Source organism: Photorhabdus akhurstii, assembly GCF_019090985.1.
Classification (GTDB): Bacteria; Pseudomonadota; Gammaproteobacteria; order Enterobacterales; family Enterobacteriaceae; genus Photorhabdus; species Photorhabdus akhurstii.
This window is the reverse complement of the sequence record NZ_CP020335.1, coordinates 1701894-1725081: the sequence shown is the minus strand read 5'-3', so window position 1 is coordinate 1725081 and position 23188 is coordinate 1701894. Positions and strand designations below refer to the sequence as shown.

Genomic DNA, 23188 nt, shown 5'->3' with positions numbered 1-23188 from the left:
TTGAGATGTAAGAATATTTCATTGTTATTTATCAAAATTAGACTATGTTTTTAATGAATTGTCAGAGGTTTTCTACAGTAATAAATATATTATTTATAGAATAATATGATAGTTTCGAATAGTAAGTGCAACATAATTACCCTACAAGTAAATAATTTCGTATTCTTTTAAACAATTTATTGTGGGCTTTGCAATTACATGTTGTTATCCCGCTTCGCTCGGCTCGAACCTGCGACCCATTGATTAAAAGTCAACTGTTCTACCGACTGAGCTAACGACCCATCTAGGGAATTGGTTTTGAATGAAGCTTTAAGATGGTGGGTCGTGCAGGATGACTCGGCCTGGGGCCTCGCCCTTCGGGCCAGCGCTTACGCGCTGTTATCCCGCTTCGCTCGGCTCGAACCTGCGACCCATTGATTAAAAGTCAACTGTTCTACCGACTGAGCTAACGACTTAGCTGAGGGATTTGTTTTTGAATGAAGTTTCAAGATGGTGGGTCGTGCAGGATGACTCGGCCTGGGGCCTCGCCCTTCGGGCCAGCGCTTACGCGCTGTTGTCTCGCTTCGCTCGGCTCGAACCTGCGACCCATTGATTAAAAGCCAACTGTTCTACCGACTGAGCTAACGACTTATCTGAGGGATTTTTTTTGAATGAAGTTTCAAGATGGTGGGTCGTGCAGGATGACTCGGCCTGGGGCCTCGCCCTTCGGGCCAGCGCTTACGCGCTGTTGTCTCGCTTCGCTCGGCTCGAACCTGCGACCCATTGATTAAAAGTCAACTGTTCTACCGACTGAGCTAACGACCCATCTAGGGAATTGGTTTTGAATGAAGCTTTAAGATGGTGGGTCGTGCAGGATGACTCGGCCTGGGGCCTCGCCCTTCCGGCCAGCGCTCTCGCGCTGTTGCCTCGCTTCGCTCGGCTCGAACCTGTGCGACCCATTAATTAAAAGTCAACTGCGCTACCGGCTGAGCTAACGACTTATCTAAGGGAATTGGTTTTGAATGAAACTTTAAGATGGTGGGTCGTGCAGGATGACTCGGCCTGGGGCCTCGCCCTTCGGGCCAGCGCTTACGCGCTGTTGTCTCGCTTCGCTCGGCTCGAACCTGCAACCCATTGATTAAAAGCCAACTGTTCTACCGACTGAGCTAACGATTTATCTAGGGAAATGGGTTTTAAATGAAGCTTTAAGATGGCGGGTCGTGCAGGATGACTCGGCCTGTGGCCTCGCCCTTCGGGCCAGCGCTTACGCGCTGTTGTCTCGCTTCGCTCGGCTCGAACCTGCGACCCATTGATTAAAAGTCAACTGTTCTACCGACTGAGCTAACGACCCATCTAGGGAATTGGTTTTGAATGAAGCTTTAAGATGGCGGGTCGTGCAGGATGACTCGGCCTGTGGCCTCGCCCTTCGGGCCAGCGCTTACGCGCTGTTGTCTCGCTTCGCTCGGCTCGAACCTGCAACCCATTGATTAAAAGCCAACTGTTCTACCAACTGAGCTAACGATCTATCTAGGGAAATGGGTTTTAAATGAAGCTTTAAGATGGCGGGTCGTGCAGGATGACTCGGCCTGGGGCCTCGCCCTTCCGGCCAGCGCTTACGCGCTGTTGTCTCGCTTCGCTCGGCTCGAACCTGCGACCCATTGATTAAAAGTCAACTGTTCTACCGACTGAGCTAACGACCCATCTAGGGAATTGGTTTTGAATGAAGCTTTAAGATGGTGGGTCGTGCAGGATGACTCGGCCTGTGGCCTCGCCCTTCGGGCCAGCGCTTACGCGCTGTTGTCTCGCTTCGCTCGGCTCGAACCTGCGACCCATTGATTAAAAGTCAACTGTTCTACCGACTGAGCTAACGACCCATCTAGGGAATTGGTTTTGAATGAAGCTTTAAGATGGCGGGTCGTGCAGGATGACTCGGCCTGGGGCCTCGCCCTTCCGGCCAGCGCTTACGCGCTGTTGTCTCGCTTCGCTCGGCTCGAACCTGCGACCCATTGATTAAAAGCCAACTGTTCTACCAACTGAGCTAACGATCTATCTAGGGAAATGGGTTTTAAATGAAGCTTTAAGATGGTGGGTCGTGCAGGATGACTCGGCCTGTGGCCTCGCCCTTCGGGCCAGCGCTTACGCGCTGTTGTCTCGCTTCGCTCGGCTCGAACCTGCGACCCATTGATTAAAAGTCAACTGTTCTACCGACTGAGCTAACGACTTATCTGAGGGATTTGTTTTTGAATGAAGTTTCAAGATGGTGGGTCGTGCAGGATTCGAACCTGCGACCAATTGATTAAAAGTCAACTGCTCTACCGACTGAGCTAACGACCCATCTAGGGAATTGGTTTTGAATGAAGCTTTAAGATGGTGGGTCGTACAGGATTCGAACCTGTGACCAATTGATTAAAAGTCAACTGCTCTACCGACTGAGCTAACGACCCATCTTGTGACTTCTCTCGGCAACGGCGGCATATATTACTGATTTCTCCGCGCTACGCAATGATTATTTTTTCAAATTACGTTTAAATGCTTATTAAACACTCAATTAACCCCGAAAATGTATTACTACACCCTTCCGGGGCCAATAATTATAGAGTAGAAAGCTTTTTCTCCGCCAGTTTAGCTGCATTCGAACCAGGGTATTGTTTCATGACCTGTTGATAAACCGATCTCGCTTTATCCTTCTGCCCCTTGTCCTGCATGATTAAACCAACTTTATAAAGCGATTCACCACTCTTCTGCGACTTTGGGTACTCTTTGACTACCGTAGCAAAGTAATACGCGGCTTCGTCTTTTTTACCCTTGTTGTAATTAAGCTGCCCTAACCAGTAATTGGCATTAGGCATATAGCTCGACTTTGGGTAACTCTTCACGAAACTTTGAAAGGCTACAATCGCTTTATCATACTCTTTGGTATTCACTGCCAAATGAACAGCAGCGTCATAATCACCTTTCTCACTGCCCGTGCCGACAGATGATGATGCCTGATTGCCACTATGACTTGCCGTTGAAGAAGCTGTATTTGCAGCAGGTTTGCTCCCCTCAGAACTGGCAGCCCCTTCCAGTTGCTGATAAATGTCCTTCTGCCGCTCTATAATCTGATTGAGCTGATACTGATTCTCCTGAATCTGCCCTCGAAGCATGTCAATATCACGTTGAGAATCAGCAAGTTGTTGCTGGAGTTGCGTTAATAGCTGACTGTGAGCGTTGGAAATCCGCTCTAATTGGGTAAGGCGCTCATCGGTAGAACCCGATCCGACATTACTGATTGGCGCTTGGGCAATAGCGGCCCAAGGAACCGCTACGCCAACCAGTAACGACAGACCCAAAAAATGATGTCTGAAGTTACTGTTCATGAACTACTCTTAGTATGCCAGTACTGCGCGACGGTTCTTAGCATAGGCTGCTTCGTCGTGACCCAGTACAGCAGGTTTCTCTTTACCGTAAGAGACGATAGAGATTTGCTCACCGGAAACACCTTTGCCTTGCAGGTACATTTTCACTGCATTAGCACGGCGTTCACCTAATGCGATGTTGTACTCAGGAGTACCACGTTCGTCAGCATGACCTTCTACAACAACTTTATAAGATGGGTTGCTGCGCAGGAATGCCGCGTGAGCGTCTAACAGCTGAGTAAAATCTGAGCCAACGTCGTATTTGTCAAAACCAAAATATACGATGTTGTTGTTTTGTAGCTCTTGCATTTGCTGACGAGCTAATTCCTCTGCTGACAGACCCGCATTAGTTTCGTTAACAGTGCCGACACCAGTCTGATCGTTATCAGCATTCTTGTTAGAACTACACGCTGCTACGGCCATAACTGGTAAAGCTAACATCAGCCCTTTTAGCACTTTGTTCAGTTGCATCTCTTTGATCCTTTTAAAATTTGCCATACATATTATTATGCATCACAGATACGGCGACCAGGCAGGGAATTTTACCTGTCCATCGGTTGCCGGAAGACGCGCTTTGAAACGCCCGTCAGTCGAAACTAGCTGCAATACAGTCCCCAACCCTTGGGTGGAGCTATAAATCACCATAGTGCCGTTAGGTGCGATACTCGGCGTTTCATCCAGGAACGTATCCGTCAAAATTTGAACGGCTCCCGTTGCCAGATCTTGTTTAGCTATGTGCTGCTTACCACTCTCTGAGCTGACCATCACCACAAAACTACCATCTGCGCTTACATCAGCATCCTGGTTTTGTGTGCCTTCCCAAGTGAGACGTTGCGGAGCACCGCCATTAATATCGGTTTTATATAACTGTGGACGACCACCCTGATCAGAGGTGTAAACCAAAGTCTGGTTATCCGGCATCCAACTTGGCTCAGTGTTGTTACTGCGGCCATCTGTAACCTGACGAATCTGAGCTGAACCCAAATCCATCACGTAAAGATTCAAACTACCCGATTTAGATAGAGCAAATGCCAATTTACTGCCATCAGGGGAAAATGCAGGCGCACCGTTATGACGCGGGAAGGAGGCAACCTGACGCACCTCACCACTCGCCAAGGTCTGGATCACCAAGGCAGAACGGCCGCTTTCAAATGTCACATAAGCCAGTTTGGCTCCATCAGGAGACCATGCCGGCGACATCAACGGTTCCGGCGAACGGTGGACAGTGAACTGGTTGTAACCATCGTAATCAGATACACGCAGTTCATACGGATATTTACCGCCATTCGTTTTTACAATATATGCCAAACGGGTACGGAATGCGCCTTTGATGCCCGTCAGTTTTTCAAATACTTGATCACTGGCTGTATGCGCAGCATAACGCAACCACTGTTTGGTCACTTTAAATTGATCCTGAGCAAGCACCGTGCCCGGAGCGCTCGCAGTATCAACCAATTGATAAGAGATTAAAAAACCACCATCCGCACTTGGTTGGATCTGCCCAACAATAACAGCATCAATCCCTAACGCCGACCACGCAGCAGGCGTCACCTCAGATGCCGTTGTTGGTTGCTGCGGCATACGGCCGACATCAATAGGGTTAAATTTACCGCTGTTGCGAAGATCGGCCCCAACGATCGCCCCAATTTCTTCCGGCGCATTGCCCGCTCCAGTCCATTTAAAAGGTACAACGCCAATAGGACGTGCAGAATCGACACCTTGGGTGATCTCAATACGAACTTCTGCGTAAGCAACCGTGGCCCACAACATTAAAATGCCTAGTACTACTTTAAAAGCCTGCCTCATTAATCTCTCCCTTATCACGATGGAATAGTCGCAATAATTCGCAGAATATTAACAAACGTCAACAAACAAAACCAGATATACCCGTTATCTTTCAAGTTGCCTCTTTGTTGGCCGCACTCGCTCACCCCGGTCACATAGTTATCTATGCTCCCGGGGATTCGCTCCCTTGCCGTCGCGATCCATCTTGAAATCCATTGGGTATAGCTTAATAACATTGAATGGTTCTGTTTGTTATTAATAACTTTTAAATAACAACTTTATTGAGGGTTGAAATCAAGCGGCGCGTTTTTAAACACTTCGTAAACCTCCTTACTTGGCGGTTTAGGAATTTTCGCTTGTTTAGCCGCCGCTACCGCTGCCTGGCACAACGCCGGGTCTCCCCCCTCTGACCTTACATCAATTAACAATCCATCAGGAGCAAGTTTAATCCGTAATGTACAGGTACGCCCACGATACATACTTGGATCGTAAAACTTATTCTGTATCGCTATCTGGATCTGCCCCAAATAGTTATTAATGTCGGCATTCGAAGCTCCACTTTTCTTGCCGCCGCCTTTACCGGCGGCAGAAGCCCCTCCTTGCTGTTTCGGTGCATTGGAAGTTAAGCCACCCAGTAAGTCATCAACTTCACTTTCCTGTTTAGCGGCTTGCGCCGCAGCTTTCTTCTTGGCGTCAGCTTCGGCCTTAGCTTTAGCCTTTGCATCCGCCTCAGCTTTGGCTTTAGCATCCGCTTCAGCCTTGGCTTTTGCTTTAGCCTCAGCGTCTGCTTTGGCTTTCGCTTCTTCCGCGGCTTTTTGTTTAGCAGCAGCGGCTTCAGCCTCTTTCTTAGCTTCAGCTTCGGCTTTCTTCTGCGCCTCAGCCTGCTCTTTAATCAGTTTTTCTTTTTCAGCCTTAGCCTTTGCCGCCGCTTCTTCTGCCTGTTTTTGCTCTTCACGGGCTTTGTTTGCAGCTTCTACAGCCTGCTTTTTCTGTTCTTCCGCTGCCTGTTGCGCCTTAATTCGTTCTTCTTCTACCGCCTTTAAACGCTCCTGCTCTTCGGCCTGTTTTTCCCTTAATTCAGCAGCCTGCTGTTCGGCTTTCTTCTTTCGTAACTGCTCTGCACGTTTAGCATCAGCCTGTTGTTGTTGCTGTTGGTTGTACTGTTGTACTACCGCATTCGGATCGACCATCACAGCATCAATAACAGAACCATCCTGACCACCGCCACCCATTTCAGTTTTTCGTGTCAGGGAACCCCAAATAAGTAACCCAATCAAAATAATATGCAACACAACCGAAACGATAACAGCGCGATTTAATTTATTGTTTTGCCCGTTTGTCTTTCCCACGCTCGATATCCAAGATCTTCAAATAACAGCAACTGCCGGCTAAACTCAGATAGGCTGAGTCATTAAACCAACGGATTTCACACCTGCCCGATGCAGCATGTTGAGTGCCTTAATAATCTCATCGTAAGGCACTTCCTTCGAACCACCGATTAAGAAAACGGTTTTTGGATTCTCTTTTATTCGCGCCTGCGCTTCCGCAATAATCTGCGGCTCAGGCAATAATTCCAATCGTTCATGGTTAACTATCATGGTGTACTGACCAACACCAGAAACCTCCACGATTACCGGTGGATTATCGGAGTTGGAAACCGTTTTAGAATCTACCGCATCCGGCAGATCAACTTCTACGCTTTGAGTGATAATCGGCGCTGTCGCCATAAAGATAAGCAACAGAACCAGCAACACGTCCAGTAAGGGAACGATATTGATTTCGGATTTCAGCTCACGCTTGCGACTACGGGTGCGTGCCATAGCTTCTCCCCTTACTATTTGTTCTCTGCTTTATTTTCAGCAGCGAAAGCCTGACGATGCAAAATAGCCAGAAACTCTTCCATAAAGTTATCGTAATTTTGCTCCAGCTTATTAACACGCTGATTCAAGCGGTTGTATGCCATAACTGCCGGAATCGCCGCAAACAGACCAATCGCCGTTGCAATCAACGCTTCTGCAATACCCGGCGCTACCATCTGGAGAGTGGCCTGTTTTACCGCACCTAACGCGATAAACGCATGCATGATCCCCCAAACCGTACCAAACAAACCGATATACGGGCTAATTGAGCCAACGGTACCCAAGAATGGAATATGGCTTTCTAACGATTCCAATTCACGATTCATTGAGATACGCATTGCACGCGAAGCCCCTGTTACTACCGCTTCTGGAGCATGATTATTTGCATGACGCAGACGGGCAAATTCTTTGAACCCAGAATAAAAAATTTGTTCTGTTCCACCTAAAGAATCTCGACGCGACTGACTTTCCTTATATAAGCGTGATAATTCAATACCCGACCAGAATTTATCTTCAAACGCTTCCGCTTCACGGGTTGCTGCATTGAGAATTTTGGTCCTTTGAATAATGATCGCCCATGAAGCAACGGAAAAGCAGATCAAAATAAGCATGATCAGCTGCACCAAAAGGCCCGCTTTCAGGAATAAATCTAGAATGTTCATGTCAGTCACTGCTTAAACTCCGCGACAATAGACTTTGGAAGCGCAATCGGCTTCATTTGAGATGTATTCACGCAGGCGATTAAAACTTCTGCGCTGTTAAGAATTGTCCCATTACCATCAACAATGCGTTGAATAAATGTCAAAGACGCTCTACGAATATCCGTAATTTCGCTCTGCACCTCTAACATATCATCAAGCCGGGCCGGGGCACGATAATCAACCACCATACGCCGAACAACAAATGCAATTTGTTCATCAAGTAAACGCTGTTGATGAATTCCATGCTGACGTAACATCTCAGTACGTGCTCTTTCATAAAAGACCACATAACGGCCATTATAAACTATCCCACTCACATCTGTATCTTCGTAATAAATACGAATGGGCCACCGGAACAACGTATTACTCACTTTCAATCCTACATAAGGCGAATTAACGCTGCCACTATACTCAAGACAATGCGGCTTTGGAATAATGTGCAAATAAAAAATTTATGGGTCAGAAGCCCCATAACATACAGAATTAACTCATAAAGAAACGATACAAACCCCAAATCAAAATCAAGAATGCCGGCAAAGGAGAAAAAAAGATGCGCCAAACTATATTTCTTGGCTGAAAACCCACCCCGAAAATCACACCTGTACATACAGACCATATTAGCAAAATACCTTGCCATATCTGCAATGAACTGGTGTTAGCCGCAAAACGAGCCGGGTCCCAAAATACACAAGCGGCAAACATTAATGCAACAATAAGGATAAAGCCCCGAACAGGGGCTTTATCCATTAGCCGATAGTATTTATCTATCAACACGATTTCTCGCTATTTTTAGCGGTTTTTTCTTCTTCATTATGCTCAAAAGCTAAGGCAGCGATTATAGCGAAACTACAAGCCAAGAGCGTTCCGAGAATCCAAGCAAAATACCACATGCTTTATGCTCCTTAGTACAGTGAATGTTTGTTATCTTCAATAAAACTTTTATCCAAACGCCCAAACATTTTGTAGTAACACCAAATGGTATATCCCAGAATGATTGGAACAAAAATCAATGCAACCACAAACATGACGCGCAGTGTCATCAAGCTTGAAGTCGCATCCCACATCGTCAAGCTGACATTAGGATTAGTGATTGAAGGCATCACAAATGGGAACATCGTTACACCACAGGCCAGAATGATGCCAGCAATTGTCAGTGAAGAGAACAGAAATGCCCATCCAGCCTTATTCATGCGCGTCATCAGCATCGTCAGCAAAGGCGAAGCCACGCCCAGTGCCGGCAGCACCCACAACCACGGATAGTTGTTAAAGTTAGTCAACCAAGCTCCAGCCTGATGAACGACTTCTTTATGTAATGGGTTAGACTGAGCCATCGTATCCAAGCCGCCGGTCACAACATAACCATCAATACCATAAATCAGCCATACGCCTGCCAACAGGAAAGCCACCATTGTCACCAGCGCACAGAGGTAAGTCGCGGTACGAGAACGCAGACGCAGCTCACCCGTAGTACGCATTTGCAGATAAGTTGCTCCCTGCGTCACAATCATCATCAAGCTGATCACTCCCGCCAGTAAACCGTATGGGTTGAGCAATCCAAAGAAGGAGCCGGTGTAGAACAGACGAAGTTGAGAGTCAACGTTAAACGGCACTCCCTGTAATAGATTACCGAATGCCACGCCGATAACTAATGGCGGAACAAAGCTACCGACAACGATTCCCCAATCCCACATGTTACGCCACTTGCGGTCTTCCAGTTTGGAGCGGTAATCAAAACCAACCGGACGGAAGAACAATGCAGATAACACTAGGATCATAGCAACATAGAAGCCAGAGAATGCCGCGGCATAGACCATCGGCCAGGCGGCGAACAGCGCTCCACCGGCGGTAATCAGCCAAACTTGGTTACCATCCCAATGCGGCGCCACTGAGTTAATCATGATGCGACGCTCAGTATCGTTTTTCCCGATGATACGTAACAGGATACCAACTCCCATATCAAAACCATCAGTTACCGCAAAACCGATTAGCAGCACACCAATCAGTAGCCACCAGATAAATCGTAGTACTTCATAATCAAACATAAGTGGACTCCTGTTTACTGAGCATCGGGTGCTGAAGTTGTTTTCTGTTCAAAATGGTAACGCCCGGTTTTTAAGCTACTTGGGCCAAGGCGAGCAAATTTGAACATTAAAAACATTTCCGCAATCAGGAATAAGGTATAAAGGCCACAAATCAGCGCCATAGAGAACAAAATATCGCCGGCTGTTAAATTGGAACTCGCCACCGCAGTTGGCAGAACTTCACCGATTGCCCACGGTTGACGACCATATTCCGCCACAAACCAGCCTGATTCTATGGCAATCCACGGTAATGGAATGCTGTACAGTGCGGCGCGAAGTAACCATTTTTGTTTACCAATACGGCCACGGATAACACTCCAAAACGCCAAACCAATCAACAATAACATCAGGAAGCCGGCTGCAACCATGATACGGAATGCAAAATAGAGCGGCGCAACACGTGGAATAGAATCTTTCGCGGCTGCTTTGATCTGTTCTTCACTGGCATCAGTCACTTTGCTGGTATAACGTTTCAGCAACATGCCATAACCCAGATCTTGTTTACTTTCATTGAATGCAGTACGAACAGTCGGGTCTGTGTTACCGGCACGCAATTCTTCCAACAGTCCATAAGCCTTTATACCGTTACGAATACGCACCTCATGCTGCTCCATCAGATCACGCAGACCAATGACCGGGGTATCAACGGAACGGGTAGCAATCAATCCCATAAGATAAGGGATCTGGATGGCATATTTGTTTTCCATTTTATCCTGATCCGGGATACCTATCAGTGTAAAAGCGGCCGGCGGTGCCTGAGTTTCCCATTCAGCTTCGATTGATGCCAGCTTAGTCTTCTGTACGTCGCCCATTTCGTAGCCAGATTCATCACCCAACACAATAACAGACAACACAGCCGCGATACCAAAGCTTGAAGCAATCGCAAATGAACGTTTAGCAAATGGAATATCACGGCCTTTAAGCAGGTAGTAAGAGCTGATACCGAGAACAAAGATCGCCCCTGTCACATAACCCGCAGCAACGGTATGAACAAATTTCACCTGAGCAACCGGGTTTAGTACCAGTTCAGCAAAACTGACCATCTCCATACGCATAGTTTCAAAGTTGAAATCAGAAGCAATCGGGTTTTGCATCCAACCGTTAGCAATCAGAATCCAAAGCGCAGAGAAGTTAGAGCCTAGTGCGACCAACCAAGTTACCGCCAGATGTTGCGTCTTACTGAGACGATCCCAACCGAAGAAGAACAAGCCTACGAATGTAGACTCCAGGAAGAACGCCATCAAGCCTTCAATCGCCAGAGGCGCACCGAAAATGTCACCAACGTAGTGAGAAAAGTATGACCAGTTAGTTCCAAACTGGAACTCCATAGTCAACCCTGTTGCAACCCCCAAAGCAAAGTTAATACCAAATAACTTGCCCCAGAACTTCGTCATATCTTTATAAATTTGTTTACCGGAAAGCACATATACCGTTTCCATGATCGCCAGCAAAAACGCCATACCAAGCGTTAGCGGAACGAATAGGAAGTGATACATCGCAGTTAAGGCAAACTGTAATCGTGACAGTTCGACAATATCAAACATCTTGACTCCTTGCTCCTAGCAGGAAGACACCGACTTGCGGCAACCTGACTTCATATAAGCCCTTTTCTCAAAGAACTCATGCAAAAGCCCCGTAACTACCAGCAATAAATGCCTTTAAAATAACAACTCATTACTAAGTAAATTAAAAACCAATTAGACTAATAGTATAGTACGCTTATATTCCCATACAATAAATAGGTTTTACGTGATTCAGATTAGAATTCTGAATATAGGTCAAGAATTGCAGCCATGTTTAATAGGAATTAATTTGATCAGAGTCAATTTAAGCAAACTAAAGCAATAATGCTATAGTAATAACTTGATTTTAGTTATCTTTTTCTGGTTAGTGTTAATTACTTTGTCTATTATTTAATTTTGGTTGATATCTTGTTAATTATTTGTTCATTTAGATAAATGTTGATTTCTATATTGTTGTGAAATGACTTTTAAAATTAACTTCTTATTTTCATTCTTAAGAAAATATTATTATTAACTTTGCATTAACAGTGAGATCACAACCATTTGGCTGTCATTCAGATAGCATAATGACACGCAACTCAAGAACTAAACTTCCCTCTTACGACAAATCTCTTCAAACTGAGTGAAATGACTTAGTATTTTAAGTTACACAGACCAACAATAATTGTGTAAAAATATTTTACACAACAGAAAAACTGCGCGTACCAGCAAATAATGACCAATATCGCATTATTACATTCACATGGTACTACAAAGCAGAAACATTCTGATATTTTTAAAGATATAGAGCTTATGAAAAAGCTAAAAGTTGAGAACAGAAAACCGGTTGAATTAGAGAACTCACCTACAGAACCAGCAAATTATTTTGGCCTTCCCAGAATAGCATTCTCCAAAGATTCTAAATTACCCGAATTCTGGATAAGAAATTGACATGAAGCCTGTTCCAGGAGCAATGTTTTGGTGCATGCCGAAACAGCTCCGGGGAGGAACAGGCTATGGACAACTTAGTTGAAATTTTCTGTGATGTCGATGATTTTTGCCGTTTTTTCATCCCTCAATGGGAACAATTTTGTCTCGATAGCGGGCATCGTTTACGCCGCCGACAAGGTCACATGTCTCCCAGTGAAATCATGACCATTTTGATCCTTTTTCATCGGTCGCATTACCGGGATTTTAAACATTTTTATTTAGAACATATTTGGAAATATCACCACAACGATTTTCCCACCTTACTCAGCTATCCCCGTTTTGTCAGTGTGGCCCCTTCCGTTTTGGTGCCACTATGCAGCTATCTGACACAATTAAAAGGAAAACCCACAGGCATTGCTTTTATTGATTCCCCCTGTTTGAGTGTCTGCCATAACATTCGCATTCCTCGACATAAGGTCTTTGTGGGGATAGCCAAGCGCGGAAAAAATTCAATGGGATGATGTGATGGACGTCCCCTTTTTCAGCGGTAAACAGTGCCATCTTTTTTCCGATGCACTGAATTTCAGGAGAACAGCTCATGAATACGATCAAAGTGGTTGGCATTGACCTTGCCAAAAATGTTTTTCAGGTCTGCGTCTGGATGGCGGACGGTTCCGTTGCCTCTAACCGAAAGATTTCACGGCAAAAACTCCTTGATGTTGTGCGGACTTTCCCGCCATCAACTGTCATTGCCATGGAAGCCTGTGCCACTTCTCATTATTGGGGGAGAACGTTACAGGCGATGGGCTATACCGTCAGGCTCATCCCCACCCAGCACGTCAAAGCCTTTAGCTATCATCAAAAGAACGATGCCAATGATGCGTTGGCTATCTGCGAGACTGCCTGTCGTCCGGGTATCCATTTGTCCCGGTTAAAACAGTGGAACAGCAGGATATTAAAGCACTGCGTAGCGCCCGACAGCTCATGGTGGAGCAACGCACCGCGCTTGCCAATCAACTCCGGGCGTTCCTCGCTGAGCAGGGCGTGATTATTCCCGTTGGCATTCAGTCACTTCAACACCATTTACCTGATGTTCTGGAAGATGAGAACAATACCTTGTCTTCTGTCCTGCGACGTTTACTTTATACCTCGTGGGAAGATTTACGTGCCCTGAACCTGCGTATCCATGATATGGATAAAGAAATTGCGGCACTGTCTCGCCAGCAACCGGGTTATGACCATCTGCTCACTATTCCCGGTGTCGGTCCCCTTATTGCGGCTGCTTTCGTGAGTGACGTCAGCACATCTCAATTTGCCAATGGCCGACAACTGTCTGCCTGGTGTGGTTTAGTCCCCCGGCAACACAGTTCGGGCGGGAAAAATCGTCTCTCTTCCCTGAGCAAACAGAGTAATCGTCATCTCCGAACGTTAATTATTCATGGTGCCCGCGCCATGATGCGCGGCGTACAAAAACGGGATGACCCTTTAGGCGAGTGGCTAAGAGCCCTGATTACCCGATGTGGGGCCATGAAAGCCGTGGTTGCTTTAGCCAACAAGCTGACCCGAATTATCTGGCGTGTTCTGACGGATAAGGTTGATTATAATATGAAGAAGGCTTTTGCTATCAATTAATTGAATTGAATGAATCGAAATAGACGCTTTAACCGAGTTTGCAAACACTGATGAAAAAACGGCTATCGGCCCTGCGATAACCTGAGTAAAACCAAGGTAGTTACATACCGATAACGGATGATAAGGAAACAGGGTGCGGATGACATCATGGCGCAAGCAAATAAGCCCTTTATGACGCCGGATATATGGTCGCAAACCGTATCAATTTAGTGCTTGCATAATCGGGGCGTCCATATATGGTTTTACGGTTTCAAATTACACCTGGTTGTCAATCATCAGGGGGAAATTTTGGCGCTTAAAGTCACTGCCGGTAATGTAGATGATCGGGAACCTGTTCGCGAGTTAACAGCAGAATTAACGGGTTCTCTGTACGGCGATAAAGGTTATCTCAGTCAGGAACTGGCAGACGATTTAGGCAAAACCGGTGTCACTTTCGTCACCCAAAAGCGCCGAAATATGAAAGCCCGGCTGCTGGCTGAGTGGGATAAGATAATGTTATCAAGGCGTTTCATCATCGAAACGATTAATAGGCAATTAAAAACCGTTTCTCAAATAGCACATTCTCGCCACCGAAGTATAACGGGATTTATGTTGACCGTTTTAGGCGGTTTGATTGCTTATTGCCTTAAATGGAAGAAGCCATCACTGAAAGTTTTCTATTCGGAAGACGATTTTTCAGTGACGGCTTAAACAGAATTCGGGTCAAATTAGTTTCAGCTCAAGTTTTTAGTTCCATATATTTTCCTCCTCTTACTACTTTAAGCAACGATACCATTAAAACTGAGACTAAACAGACATCGATTCTCTCCATTTTTAGCACAGACAAAAATGGGAAGATCAAAAAAACACTCATACGCACAAATGGAAATGCAAGAGACACAGAAATACGAGATTTTTCAATAAGCACTGAGGGATATAATCTTTCTGACTTGAAGAAACTTGGATTTATTCAATATGTTGCTGCTTTCCAAGGGAAAAAAACGGGAAACCTCTCACTATTGGCCCTGTATTAATTAAGTCAAATACACTGACAAACCTTGAAAATCCTTTTCAATATTTTCAGCCTCACACAATGAAGAACCATGCACCAACTCATGTAAAGAACCCAAAAACGCAATCGGTAATCGTTTGCTTGAATAGAGCAAATCCTGAACCAGGAACTCCTAGTCAATGCGATTATGGTCCAACATCACCCGGTAATCCAACAATCAAGTTAGAAATAATAGGTGATATTATATTCATAACCCTATAGCGGTTGATGAACAAGGAAAACCTACAGCGTTTCAGGGAATCAAACCAGAGGCAAATCTGACACTAATTGGTCTTAATACTGGAGGAACATGTGAAGTAAGAGGAATAGATGAAGGTATATTTTGGAAACATACAAAAGTCAATAATGATCCTGCCAAAGGTAATAATACAAATTTATCATGGGATTTTTCTAAAAATACAGGTTACGCTGATTTTGGACCAATATGCTGGAAAAATAACGAAAGCTATTTACTAGACTTACAGGCTACTATTATAACAATGCAAGATGATAACGCATTTCCGGTTATATTTTCTTATACCAATAGCCCTTGCGTATTACCACGATGGAGATCACTGCCTTGAAAAACGCCGTTATTGGGTGATCTCCATGGACGAAAATACGCAGTCGTCGTTCAAGCGCTATGCTAGCAGTTCTTTAACGAATTTAAATGATTTATGAAAATTGGCTTTAGGATCTTTAATTTCACCCGACCCATCCTGATTGAGCTCTAAAGACCAATGATATGGGTAACGCTGTTTCAATTGCTGTAGTTCGTCATAAGTTAATACCGTATAGCCGTGTTGTTTCATGTAAGAAGCAAACACCTCAAGTTTTGGTTCGGCTATAGTAGTAATAACCGCTCGGTCGCAAAGATATTTAGCATAGTGCTGACCAATTTCTTTATTTTCTGTCTCAGCTGCTTGTAAAGCCGCCTCTACAACGTGAAGCGGTGCCTGCTGCGACACAATTGCACTACAAGTTTCAGATAAGTCATTAATAGTAGGATTATTCATAATGCTTTTACCTTTCCTTTTTAATTTTCAATGGTTTGTGCTATTTGTTTTGCGACCTGATGTGCACTAGGATCGGACTGAGTACGCAAGCCTTCTATAATTGCTAAGCGGTCATCAATGTTACGTTGCTGCATCAACTGCCTTTTTCCCAGTAGATTGTGAATAGTCAGCTCGATCCCAACGACATGCTGTTTTAAGCCGTCTATAAAATCTTTCGGTGCTTCTGCGACTTGCCAAGGATCCAGTAATCCTGCTTCAAAACAATTAACGGATTGCTCAAAATGCGCATTTATCCAACTGTCATCATCAATAAACTTGATGGAACACATGGCATGAACTGCCGTGTAAGCCCAACTAGGTTGAACTCGACCATTGATATGTCGTCTAGGTAACCAACTAGGTGAAATATAAGCGTCTGGTCCTTGGAAAATAACCATCACTTCATTAGTTTCAGCCACGCTTTTGTGCAAAGGATTTCCGCGTGCAATGTGTGTTTTCAGCACACCTAGCTCTAAACCATGCCTATCTAAAGTAAAAGGCAGATGATCAGCACTCAATCCATAACTGCCATAGACGGTCAAAGTCCCCAGAGGGTTTTGCTCTATCAAGTCATGCAAAACAGAGATTCGATTTTCTTCAAATACTTTTTGTATATACATTGCTTGAATCTTATGAGTTCAAAGAAGACAAAGGCTCACTATAACCTTGTTCTTCAAGCTCCCGTTGTGCACGATCGTTTTTCTTCAAGTCTGCTAATCCCATACCATTGAGAACACCAGGAGACTTAGTAAATTTAATATTCTCGTAGCTGACCACTTCGATATGATTGCCCCAAGGATCCAGAAAACCAAAAAATCGGCCAGGCAAAGGTTCAATATTGAATTGCTTTAATACCTCACGAACCTTTTCTTTATCATCAACAACGAATCCAAAATGACCAGGTTTGTGAGCTTGTTCTCCTTGGCTGCAAGTAAAGGCAACAAACTGATCACCCAGTTCAATCGATCCCTCAGTCTCTGATAACAGCCCGGGTTTAATGCGCATAAGTGCACCATAAAATGCGACTGCTTCATTAATGTTACCAACTTCAATAGACACATGGTTGATCCCTACGGCTCTGGCCTTCTCTGTCATGATTCCCTCTTCATCAAATTTTTTTGAAGTTCAATTTGTCTACAACGATATCAAGTGCCGAAATAAATTTTTCGCAATGTTCGAGCTGTGAAATGGTTACTCTCAGCCAACCTTTTAAATTACTCTGTTCAAACGGACGCCTGATTAAAATACCCTGCTCTTGAAACAATTGCTCTACCTCTTTTGAATCGTATCCGGCAAACTGTACCAACATGAAATTACCGTGAGTATCTTTGAAAGTCTGTCTTCTTTCGGTCAAAGCTTCTCTCATATAGGCTTTTGTCTGCCTCATCTTCTCTTGAAAACGTTCAAGCACTTCAGGATGATCTAGCTGCCATTCCGCAGCCCATGCCGATAACGCACTAATCTCATATAGCGGTCTGACATTTGAAATATGGCCGATTAACTCTGTCTCTCCGATCAAAAAGCCGACTCTTGCTCCTGCCAATCCATGAGCTTTAGAAAGGGTTTGTGCCAAAATAACGTTCGGAAATTTCTGCAAGATATCCAGGTTTGCGCTTTGTTTTCCTTCTACATATAGATAGGCTTCATCAATCAGCAGCAACACACCCTTGTTATAAAGCGCTTCAGCCAAGCCATGCATTTGGGAATAAGATAAACGCGTGCCGACAAAACCACTCGGATCTTCTACAACCACTAATTTGGTATTTTCTTTGACTGCATCGATAATAGCCGCTACATCAGGTTTCCAATCTTCGGTGACCAGTGTTGACGAGATTGATACCCCAGCATACTTTGCGTAGTTTTCAAACATAAAGTAGCAAGGGTTATGTAAAACCACATGATCTCCCTCTCTTAAGCATGCATCAAATAATGCTTTTATCGCCAAGTCTGAACCCGAGCCGAGGTAGATGTTGCGCTCTTCAACGCCAACCAGTTTGGCTATTTTTTTATATAAGTTATTTAACACCGGATAATTACACAAATGCTCTGGTTTTAATGAGGCTCGAAACGCTTCAAAAAGATCTTCATCCATTGGATGGTGATTCTCATTTTTATCTAGCATCAAGTAATTAGGGCGTTCTTCCAGATAGCTCCATAAGCTTTCCCTTTTATTTTCAACTACATGCTCTTTGATTACTGCTTGTATATTGAACATTTATTTTTTCCCTAACTTTTAAGAGTTAGCCATTTGTCCATCTAAGATGAGGATTTACTTTCAATGGCTAGTGATTGTTTTATGATGATTGCAACAAATAAAATCTGGCCAATAGTAATTACAGCTGCGGTTGCAATTGCGTATTGGAAGCCTAATTCATGTGCGTAAGAGACCACCATGGCGACAATCCCGATATGCACTGAGGATACGATATACTTAATACTACTTAACCTACCTATCATGTGAGATGGCAGCTGTTTATGTAGCAATGTGCGCCAGTAAATACCTGAGTAACTCTGAAACAAGCCGATACTCACAATCGCGAGCGGCATCAAATAGACCACCTGTTCTGTGAAACATAAACCTAGATAGATTAGAAAAGCGACCTGAATAGCAATAACATCGCTTAGAGAAGTACTTTTGTTCCTTATTTGCTTCGCAATAACAGCGCCACCAACAAACGCACCAATAGCGAATGAGGCATCTAATCCGGCAAGCCAGTATGTGCTGCCGTCAAATGCCTGACTAACGACGGAAACCAGCATAATGTTGAATATGGCTACAGTGACGAAGTCAAAATTACTTAGAACAAAATAACGCATGTAGGGTTTACTAGCTTTAAACAACTGCCACAGGTTTTCTGGATCTTCACGTTTATCTATATCTGAAGGAGACTCAGCTAACGACAAATTGGCTGTTGCTCGCCAGTAAAAAAAGCTCGCGGCACTATATAGACAGACGACAAACATCAAAATTGCTATAAAGTCAAACTCATCTAGCAACCAGGCAGATAAGGCCATACCAATCAACTGACCGCCCTGAAATGCGGAAGTCAGTGTACCGTTATCTTTTTCTAAGCGATCATGTTGAGAAAGAAGTGGTGTAACACTGAATAAGGCCATTTTTGAAATTGGCCCAAGAAAACTCAAAAACACCGATATTAGCAATAAAATCGACACGGACATGCCCAATTGAGTCAATGCCAATACACCTGCCAAACAAAAGACAACATGACAAACGGCTGAACCAATAAGCACCGTTTTAATACCTTGGTTATCAACCGACTTGCCAACCAATATTGGTAAAATGGTTGAGATCAAGATTTCAGCCATGAAGATTAAGCTGATTTGCCATATTTGACCCGTTTCATCATACATAAATTTGGCAAAGCTCAGTAGCAATATAGCTTTACCTATATTGATGAACAACTCTGCAATTGCTAACGACTTCATTCATGTTTCCCTTCAGTTAGATACAGTACTAAGTACTTGGATGAACCTATGGTTACACTACTCACCTACAACAAATTCAAGTTTCTGAATGGCTTCCTCTGCAATACTTAGCGCCTGTTCAGAACTGTCGCACAATACCAACACCGAGGCTGAGCGGTCGAAACTGTTTACTATTTGGGGCAGCACTTCACCTACCTGATGAGTGATAGATACATCTTCAACACCACTCCAATTTTTGATTTCTTCCTTGCCGTTCACTCGAATAACCTTTTTCCCAGGATGATCGTTGAGTTTAAATTTGATACACGCATGTTTACCGTTTAGTTTTGGTGTTAATTCGTCTTCACCGATAGGCAAACCCAAACTTTGCAGAGCTTGCAGACGATACATATCTATTCCTGTCGTCATCTGTACCAGGTCAAAAATTCTGTCTCCGCCTACTCGAGTGTGTGTTTCTATTAGCTCTATCTTTTCACCCAACATAATTTCGCTGTGCGTAATACCCGACACGACCCCTAGAGCAGGTAGCACCTTGGCAATGAATGCAGCAATTTTCTCGTGCTCATCGCTAGATAAACGGGCAGGCACCAAATGCCCTGTCTCGATAAAGCTTTGCGCATCTTTGAATTTTTCAGTGATTGCAAAAATATGGCATTTACCTTCTTGCATGAATGCTTCAACACTGAATTCGCGACCTTCGACAAACTGTTCCACCAGCACAGGGTAAACGTTGTCTAAGTTAGCGGTTTCAAGCTCTTTACTTTCTAGCGATCGAACATTTTCACTGCCTGTACCAGCAACTGGTTTAACGATAACTTTATTTACTTGTGGATAAATCTTGAAAAAATCATGTAAATCTTGCTCATTCTCCGCTATCGCCGATTGCACTTCTGTCAGGTTTTTTTCGCGTAAAATCCTGCGACTTAATTGTTTATCTCTCGTGTTGACTATAGCCCCCATTGACAAACTAAAAGGTAGCTCTAGAGCATTTGCAATAGTCAATGCATCAAGCTGGGCTCCATCGTGAAAAGACACAACTGAATCGATTTTTTGTAGTTGATCAATTGAACGCGCTAAACTAATTAACTGAGTTGCAGACTCGTTGCTGTACATTAATATTCGCTCGCAACGATTGTGATCTTCAGTCGTATGCATAAAATTAGGTACTTTTTTGTACATCCAAGAAATAGCATATCCCTGTGCTTCCAGTGTCTTATGAGGTTGGCGAATATTACCAATCACAAGAACGTGTTTCTTTTTCTGGGGTATACACTCGCTGTAAGGCAAAGGAGTATCGACAGATATTAGTTGTAACTGTCCAAACAACCTATCAATCAGATCTGTTAGTTCTTTAGCGGATTTGGCTTTTAATAATCCGGCTAACGGAATTTCACTTTCTTTATAAGTAACCGCTTTGACTAAAGGTTGTTGCATCGTAAGCTGATTCAGCATTACAACCTCTTCCTTGCCATAAAGAAACTCATGCCCCGACACCAAGCCATAGTTTCCTGGCAGCTGGTGTCCAGGCACAATAAACCACGCATATTTGTACCCGGTATCATAGTTAAGTTCGAATTTGAAGTCTGGGTCTAGCAACAATCCAAGTTCCAGTATCGATGGATGAATCCCTGTCTGTAACGTCAAAGTTTCAGCTATTCTAGCTCCCCCGATACGATGAGCGATTTCAAGAAACACCGGCCCTGTATCTGTTTGAATCGCTTCAAGATGGAACGCCCCCAAAGATATATCAACCGCATTTAAGATTTGAAGCACCCAGGTTTTCATCTCTTCCGTGGTTTCTAACTGCACAGACCCTGCTGGATAGCCGTTGGCAAAATCCAGCAACGTATTGATATATTGGCTGACGACAATCATCTCTATTTGTCCGTTACGGATCATGCCGTCGATATGCAATACAGGACCGGATACAAATTCTTCAACTTCAAAGTTTTCAATCCATTCAGGTGTTTCTTTATCAAGAGCCACAATTCCAGTTGTGCGATCTATAAGCGCCTGTTCCAAAACTTTCTGACTGTCAAACTTGACCACATCAACTGACGAAGCACCATCCAGAGGCTTTAAAATAACTTGTGAAGAGGGAGAAATCGCTAGTCGTTCTGAGTTTATAAAATCGGACAAAGACATGTACTGCGGAGTACGAATATTTACAGCGCCAACACAGTGTTTCATCACAATTTTGTTTCGAACTTTTTCTACATCAGCCACTTTAGGGCCCGCAATGTTGAGCTTTTCTCGTATCAAGGCAGCTTCAATCAATTCAAACTCATTAATTGAAACAACGTGATCAAAGCAAACATCAAGATTTTCTATTTGTTCGAGGACTTCTTTGTGTACAGCATCCACACCGGGTCTTACTATTTTTGTACAACGTAGATCGGCAGGGATTTCATTCAGATTTTCTTCGATACCAATGTAGTAAACATTATGTAGTTCGTGATCGATGGACTGATGGTAAAGTACGTCAACGTACCTAACTCGGTGTAAAATAAGTATATTCATTAGCTTTCAACCACTTCGAAAATTTGTTCAGTTAATTGTTGTGTAAGCATCAGGTACTCTTTCGGTTTTCCATTTAGCTCATAGTCTGGCCAGAAGAATTCAACATAACCCTCAAGCTCTGCGTTGCTGTATAGTGGATTGACCCGAGCTCCTTCGGATGTCCAAAGTTGTAGTCCAAATGCTTCTTTTGGTAACTCGTGCTGAGCTGGCAACTTAATTCGCTCAATCGTTCCTTGCTTAGCTTTCATAAATCCAATCGCAGCTAGTCCAGACATGTGATATGCAGGTACTTTAACTTCATCGTATAGATAAGAGCGAGAGTGAAGCTCGAGCATATTTACTCCGGCTATTTTTTCGAATATTTCAGGAATGCCGCCGCCTGGAGTACGCGCATTCAACTCCAGTAGGTAAATCTTGCCACTGTGATCAATCATAAATTCAACATGAGCTATACCATGTTCAACATCCAAGACTTCACAGGCTTTAAGCGCTGCTTGTTTAAGCGCTTCGTTATCAGATTCTATACTGGGTAAGGAATGGCCGATTTCAACAAAATGAGGTAACGGGGTCAGTTCTTTATCAGTCACTGCCAATACACGTCTTCCAGTTTTGGTATTTAGTACTTCAACCGAAAGCTCAATTCTAGCATCGACAAACTGTTCTATCTGATAGTCGTTATCTGCCATACCAAACTCACTACCATAATTTTCGGTCACTCGACGCAAGTTAGCAAAAGCACTAGCCAAATCATCTTTGCTAGCTACGTAGGTTACACCTTCACTTCCCCCGGCGTTGGTCGGCTTTACAACTGCTGGAAAAGGAAAATCTTCAGCAAGGGTCGCTAGCTGCTCAAGGTGATTAAAACGTGCAAACTTCGGAACGTTCAATCCACCTGCATGTGCAGCCTTACGCATTTCAAATTTGTTGCGGGTTAATGTCAGCGCTTTTTCAGACAAATAATTTAAATTATAGTACTGAGCGATACGAGCCCCCGGGGCTATCGTCATTTCTGTCAATGGAACAACTGCGCCCGGTTGCATTCCTTCTCGCTCGGCAAAAGTCTGTACTGCAGCCAGAGCTTGTTCAATGTTTTCTGGGTTACCGTCAATCACTAGATCAGCGTAACGGTTTCCATTAACATAACCACTTGGGGCCATGATCGCTATTTTCATGTTGGTTGCTCTAGCCGTGGCAACCAATGCACGAAATCTGTTTTTCTCTGTTCCTAATAACAAGCAGTACTTTGAATACATCGACTCTTCCTTAAAA

Annotated in this window: 19 protein-coding genes, 6 tRNA genes, 7 other RNA genes and 3 pseudogenes; 4 read left to right on the top strand and 31 right to left on the bottom strand. The window is 44.0% G+C overall.

The features are described from left to right. Nucleotides 1-315: 315 nt before the first annotated feature. From B0X70_RS07495 to cydA, 24 genes are all read right to left on the bottom strand, one after another. Nucleotides 316-448: non-coding RNA, RtT sRNA (locus B0X70_RS07495), on the bottom strand. Between the two features lie 42 nt (nucleotides 449-490). Continuing rightward, nucleotides 491-620: non-coding RNA, RtT sRNA (locus tag B0X70_RS07490), on the bottom strand. A 44-nt stretch (nucleotides 621-664) separates the two neighbouring features. Further along, nucleotides 665-804, bottom strand: a tRNA-Lys gene (locus B0X70_RS07485). Nucleotides 805-838: 34 nt separating this feature from the next. Next, a non-coding RNA gene (locus B0X70_RS07480) (RtT sRNA) lies at nucleotides 839-973 on the bottom strand. A gap of 42 nt (nucleotides 974-1015) precedes the next feature. After that, a non-coding RNA gene (locus tag B0X70_RS07475) (RtT sRNA) lies at nucleotides 1016-1145 on the bottom strand. 45 nt (nucleotides 1146-1190) lie between these two features. Further along, nucleotides 1191-1330 (bottom strand) — tRNA-Lys (locus B0X70_RS07470). A 34-nt stretch (nucleotides 1331-1364) separates the two neighbouring features. Beyond that, nucleotides 1365-1494: non-coding RNA, RtT sRNA (locus B0X70_RS07465), on the bottom strand. 45 nt (nucleotides 1495-1539) lie between these two features. After that, nucleotides 1540-1679: transfer RNA gene (locus tag B0X70_RS07460), tRNA-Lys, on the bottom strand. 34 nt (nucleotides 1680-1713) lie between these two features. Next, a tRNA-Lys gene (locus tag B0X70_RS07455) sits at nucleotides 1714-1853 on the bottom strand. A 34-nt stretch (nucleotides 1854-1887) separates the two neighbouring features. Next, nucleotides 1888-2017: non-coding RNA, RtT sRNA (locus B0X70_RS07450), on the bottom strand. A 45-nt stretch (nucleotides 2018-2062) separates the two neighbouring features. Next, nucleotides 2063-2195: non-coding RNA, RtT sRNA (locus tag B0X70_RS07445), on the bottom strand. 42 nt (nucleotides 2196-2237) lie between these two features. Next, nucleotides 2238-2313: transfer RNA gene (locus tag B0X70_RS07440), tRNA-Lys, on the bottom strand. A gap of 34 nt (nucleotides 2314-2347) precedes the next feature. Beyond that, nucleotides 2348-2423 (bottom strand) — tRNA-Lys (locus tag B0X70_RS07435). A 147-nt stretch (nucleotides 2424-2570) separates the two neighbouring features. Next, nucleotides 2571-3338: a cell division protein CpoB gene (cpoB, locus tag B0X70_RS07430; protein ID WP_105399355.1), complete on the bottom strand. Its 768-nt coding sequence runs from the start codon at nucleotides 3336-3338 to the stop codon at nucleotides 2571-2573. Between the two features lie 9 nt (nucleotides 3339-3347). Then, nucleotides 3348-3848: a peptidoglycan-associated lipoprotein Pal gene (gene pal / locus B0X70_RS07425; protein ID WP_036780818.1), complete on the bottom strand. Its 501-nt coding sequence runs from the start codon at nucleotides 3846-3848 to the stop codon at nucleotides 3348-3350. A gap of 42 nt (nucleotides 3849-3890) precedes the next feature. Next, entirely contained in the window at nucleotides 3891-5183 is a 1293-nt protein-coding gene (gene tolB / locus B0X70_RS07420) for a Tol-Pal system beta propeller repeat protein TolB (RefSeq protein WP_217471207.1), read from the bottom strand. 257 nt (nucleotides 5184-5440) lie between these two features. After that, nucleotides 5441-6511: a cell envelope integrity protein TolA gene (gene tolA, locus B0X70_RS07415; RefSeq protein ID WP_046395041.1), complete on the bottom strand. Its 1071-nt coding sequence runs from the start codon at nucleotides 6509-6511 to the stop codon at nucleotides 5441-5443. A gap of 45 nt (nucleotides 6512-6556) precedes the next feature. After that, complete coding sequence (tolR, locus tag B0X70_RS07410; protein ID WP_036780822.1) at nucleotides 6557-6982, bottom strand: colicin uptake protein TolR; 426 nt, start codon at nucleotides 6980-6982, stop codon at nucleotides 6557-6559. Nucleotides 6983-6996: 14 nt separating this feature from the next. After that, nucleotides 6997-7692, bottom strand: coding sequence for a Tol-Pal system protein TolQ (tolQ, locus tag B0X70_RS07405; protein WP_036812848.1), 696 nt, complete (start codon nucleotides 7690-7692; stop codon nucleotides 6997-6999). Further along, nucleotides 7689-8093, bottom strand: coding sequence for a tol-pal system-associated acyl-CoA thioesterase (gene ybgC, locus B0X70_RS07400; protein ID WP_036780827.1), 405 nt, complete (start codon nucleotides 8091-8093; stop codon nucleotides 7689-7691). The genes tolQ and ybgC overlap by 4 nt, the downstream gene beginning before the upstream one ends. 112 nt (nucleotides 8094-8205) lie before the next feature. Continuing rightward, on the bottom strand, nucleotides 8206-8496 hold the full coding sequence (gene ybgE, locus B0X70_RS07395; RefSeq protein WP_418889055.1) for a cyd operon protein YbgE: 291 nt from the start codon (nucleotides 8494-8496) through the stop codon (nucleotides 8206-8208). After that, entirely contained in the window at nucleotides 8490-8612 is a 123-nt protein-coding gene (gene cydX, locus B0X70_RS07390) for a cytochrome bd-I oxidase subunit CydX (protein WP_072165129.1), read from the bottom strand. Before cydX ends, ybgE begins: the two co-directional genes overlap by 7 nt. Nucleotides 8613-8624: 12 nt before the next feature. Further along, nucleotides 8625-9764 carry a cytochrome d ubiquinol oxidase subunit II gene (gene cydB, locus B0X70_RS07385; RefSeq protein WP_217471206.1) on the bottom strand — a complete coding sequence of 380 codons (1140 nt, stop codon included), beginning with the start codon at nucleotides 9762-9764 and terminating at the stop codon, nucleotides 8625-8627. A 14-nt stretch (nucleotides 9765-9778) separates the two neighbouring features. Further along, a complete protein-coding gene (gene cydA / locus B0X70_RS07380; protein WP_036812845.1) occupies nucleotides 9779-11347 on the bottom strand; it encodes a cytochrome ubiquinol oxidase subunit I in 1569 nt (522 codons plus the stop codon). Between the two features lie 693 nt (nucleotides 11348-12040). Here cydA and B0X70_RS07375 point away from each other — a divergent pair. From B0X70_RS07375 to B0X70_RS07360, 4 genes and pseudogenes are all read left to right on the top strand, one after another. Then, the gene (locus tag B0X70_RS07375; RefSeq protein ID WP_046395037.1) at nucleotides 12041-12256 is read left to right on the top strand and encodes a hypothetical protein; all 216 of its coding nucleotides are present in this window, start codon (nucleotides 12041-12043) and stop codon (nucleotides 12254-12256) included. Nucleotides 12257-12321: 65 nt separating this feature from the next. Beyond that, a pseudogene (locus B0X70_RS07370) lies at nucleotides 12322-12753 on the top strand (transposase); the annotation flags it as partial. An 80-nt stretch (nucleotides 12754-12833) separates the two neighbouring features. Continuing rightward, nucleotides 12834-13867 (top strand): annotated as a pseudogene (locus B0X70_RS07365) (IS110 family RNA-guided transposase). A 237-nt stretch (nucleotides 13868-14104) separates the two neighbouring features. Then, nucleotides 14105-14557, top strand: a pseudogene (locus B0X70_RS07360) (IS982 family transposase); the annotation flags it as partial. Between the two features lie 981 nt (nucleotides 14558-15538). On the opposite strand, the gene B0X70_RS07355 reads toward B0X70_RS07360, so the two are convergent. Genes B0X70_RS07355 through B0X70_RS07325 form a run of 7 tightly spaced genes read right to left on the bottom strand, consistent with a single transcriptional unit; the run spans nucleotide 15539 to nucleotide 23172 of the window. Further along, nucleotides 15539-15913, bottom strand: coding sequence for a hypothetical protein (locus B0X70_RS07355; RefSeq protein WP_046395035.1), 375 nt, complete (start codon nucleotides 15911-15913; stop codon nucleotides 15539-15541). Between the two features lie 20 nt (nucleotides 15914-15933). Further along, nucleotides 15934-16572 (bottom strand): FMN-binding negative transcriptional regulator, encoded by a 639-nt coding sequence (locus B0X70_RS07350; RefSeq protein ID WP_217471205.1) that lies wholly within the window; start codon nucleotides 16570-16572, stop codon nucleotides 15934-15936. Between the two features lie 10 nt (nucleotides 16573-16582). Next, the gene (locus B0X70_RS07345) at nucleotides 16583-17047 is read right to left on the bottom strand and encodes a VOC family protein (protein ID WP_046395033.1); all 465 of its coding nucleotides are present in this window, start codon (nucleotides 17045-17047) and stop codon (nucleotides 16583-16585) included. A 13-nt stretch (nucleotides 17048-17060) separates the two neighbouring features. Beyond that, a complete protein-coding gene (locus B0X70_RS07340; protein WP_217471204.1) occupies nucleotides 17061-18167 on the bottom strand; it encodes a pyridoxal phosphate-dependent aminotransferase in 1107 nt (368 codons plus the stop codon). 41 nt (nucleotides 18168-18208) lie between these two features. Beyond that, nucleotides 18209-19399 (bottom strand): MFS transporter, encoded by a 1191-nt coding sequence (locus tag B0X70_RS07335; RefSeq protein ID WP_046395031.1) that lies wholly within the window; start codon nucleotides 19397-19399, stop codon nucleotides 18209-18211. A 57-nt stretch (nucleotides 19400-19456) separates the two neighbouring features. Next, nucleotides 19457-21919, bottom strand: a complete 2463-nt coding sequence (locus B0X70_RS07330; RefSeq protein WP_046395030.1) for an ATP-grasp domain-containing protein — start codon at nucleotides 21917-21919, stop codon at nucleotides 19457-19459. After that, nucleotides 21919-23172: an L-amino acid ligase gene (locus tag B0X70_RS07325; RefSeq protein ID WP_046395029.1), complete on the bottom strand. Its 1254-nt coding sequence runs from the start codon at nucleotides 23170-23172 to the stop codon at nucleotides 21919-21921. The genes B0X70_RS07330 and B0X70_RS07325 overlap by 1 nt, the downstream gene beginning before the upstream one ends. Nucleotides 23173-23188 lie beyond the last annotated feature (16 nt).

Coding starts and splice junctions, on each gene's coding strand:
- cpoB (WP_105399355.1), bottom strand. CDS start 3,338: ATGAACAGTAACTTCAGACATCATTTTTTGGGTCTGTCGTTACTGGTT.
- pal (WP_036780818.1), bottom strand. CDS start 3,848: ATGCAACTGAACAAAGTGCTAAAAGGGCTGATGTTAGCTTTACCAGTT.
- tolB (WP_217471207.1), bottom strand. CDS start 5,183: ATGAGGCAGGCTTTTAAAGTAGTACTAGGCATTTTAATGTTGTGGGCC.
- tolR (WP_036780822.1), bottom strand. CDS start 6,982: ATGGCACGCACCCGTAGTCGCAAGCGTGAGCTGAAATCCGAAATCAAT.
- cydX (WP_072165129.1), bottom strand. CDS start 8,612: ATGTGGTATTTTGCTTGGATTCTCGGAACGCTCTTGGCTTGTAGTTTC.
- cydB (WP_217471206.1), bottom strand. CDS start 9,764: ATGTTTGATTATGAAGTACTACGATTTATCTGGTGGCTACTGATTGGT.
- cydA (WP_036812845.1), bottom strand. CDS start 11,347: ATGTTTGATATTGTCGAACTGTCACGATTACAGTTTGCCTTAACTGCG.
- B0X70_RS07375 (WP_046395037.1), top strand. CDS start 12,041: ATGACCAATATCGCATTATTACATTCACATGGTACTACAAAGCAGAAA.
- B0X70_RS07355 (WP_046395035.1), bottom strand. CDS start 15,913: ATGAATAATCCTACTATTAATGACTTATCTGAAACTTGTAGTGCAATT.
- B0X70_RS07350 (WP_217471205.1), bottom strand. CDS start 16,572: ATGTATATACAAAAAGTATTTGAAGAAAATCGAATCTCTGTTTTGCAT.
- B0X70_RS07345 (WP_046395033.1), bottom strand. CDS start 17,047: ATGACAGAGAAGGCCAGAGCCGTAGGGATCAACCATGTGTCTATTGAA.
- B0X70_RS07340 (WP_217471204.1), bottom strand. CDS start 18,167: ATGTTCAATATACAAGCAGTAATCAAAGAGCATGTAGTTGAAAATAAA.
- B0X70_RS07335 (WP_046395031.1), bottom strand. CDS start 19,399: ATGAAGTCGTTAGCAATTGCAGAGTTGTTCATCAATATAGGTAAAGCT.
- B0X70_RS07330 (WP_046395030.1), bottom strand. CDS start 21,919: ATGAATATACTTATTTTACACCGAGTTAGGTACGTTGACGTACTTTAC.
- B0X70_RS07325 (WP_046395029.1), bottom strand. CDS start 23,172: ATGTATTCAAAGTACTGCTTGTTATTAGGAACAGAGAAAAACAGATTT.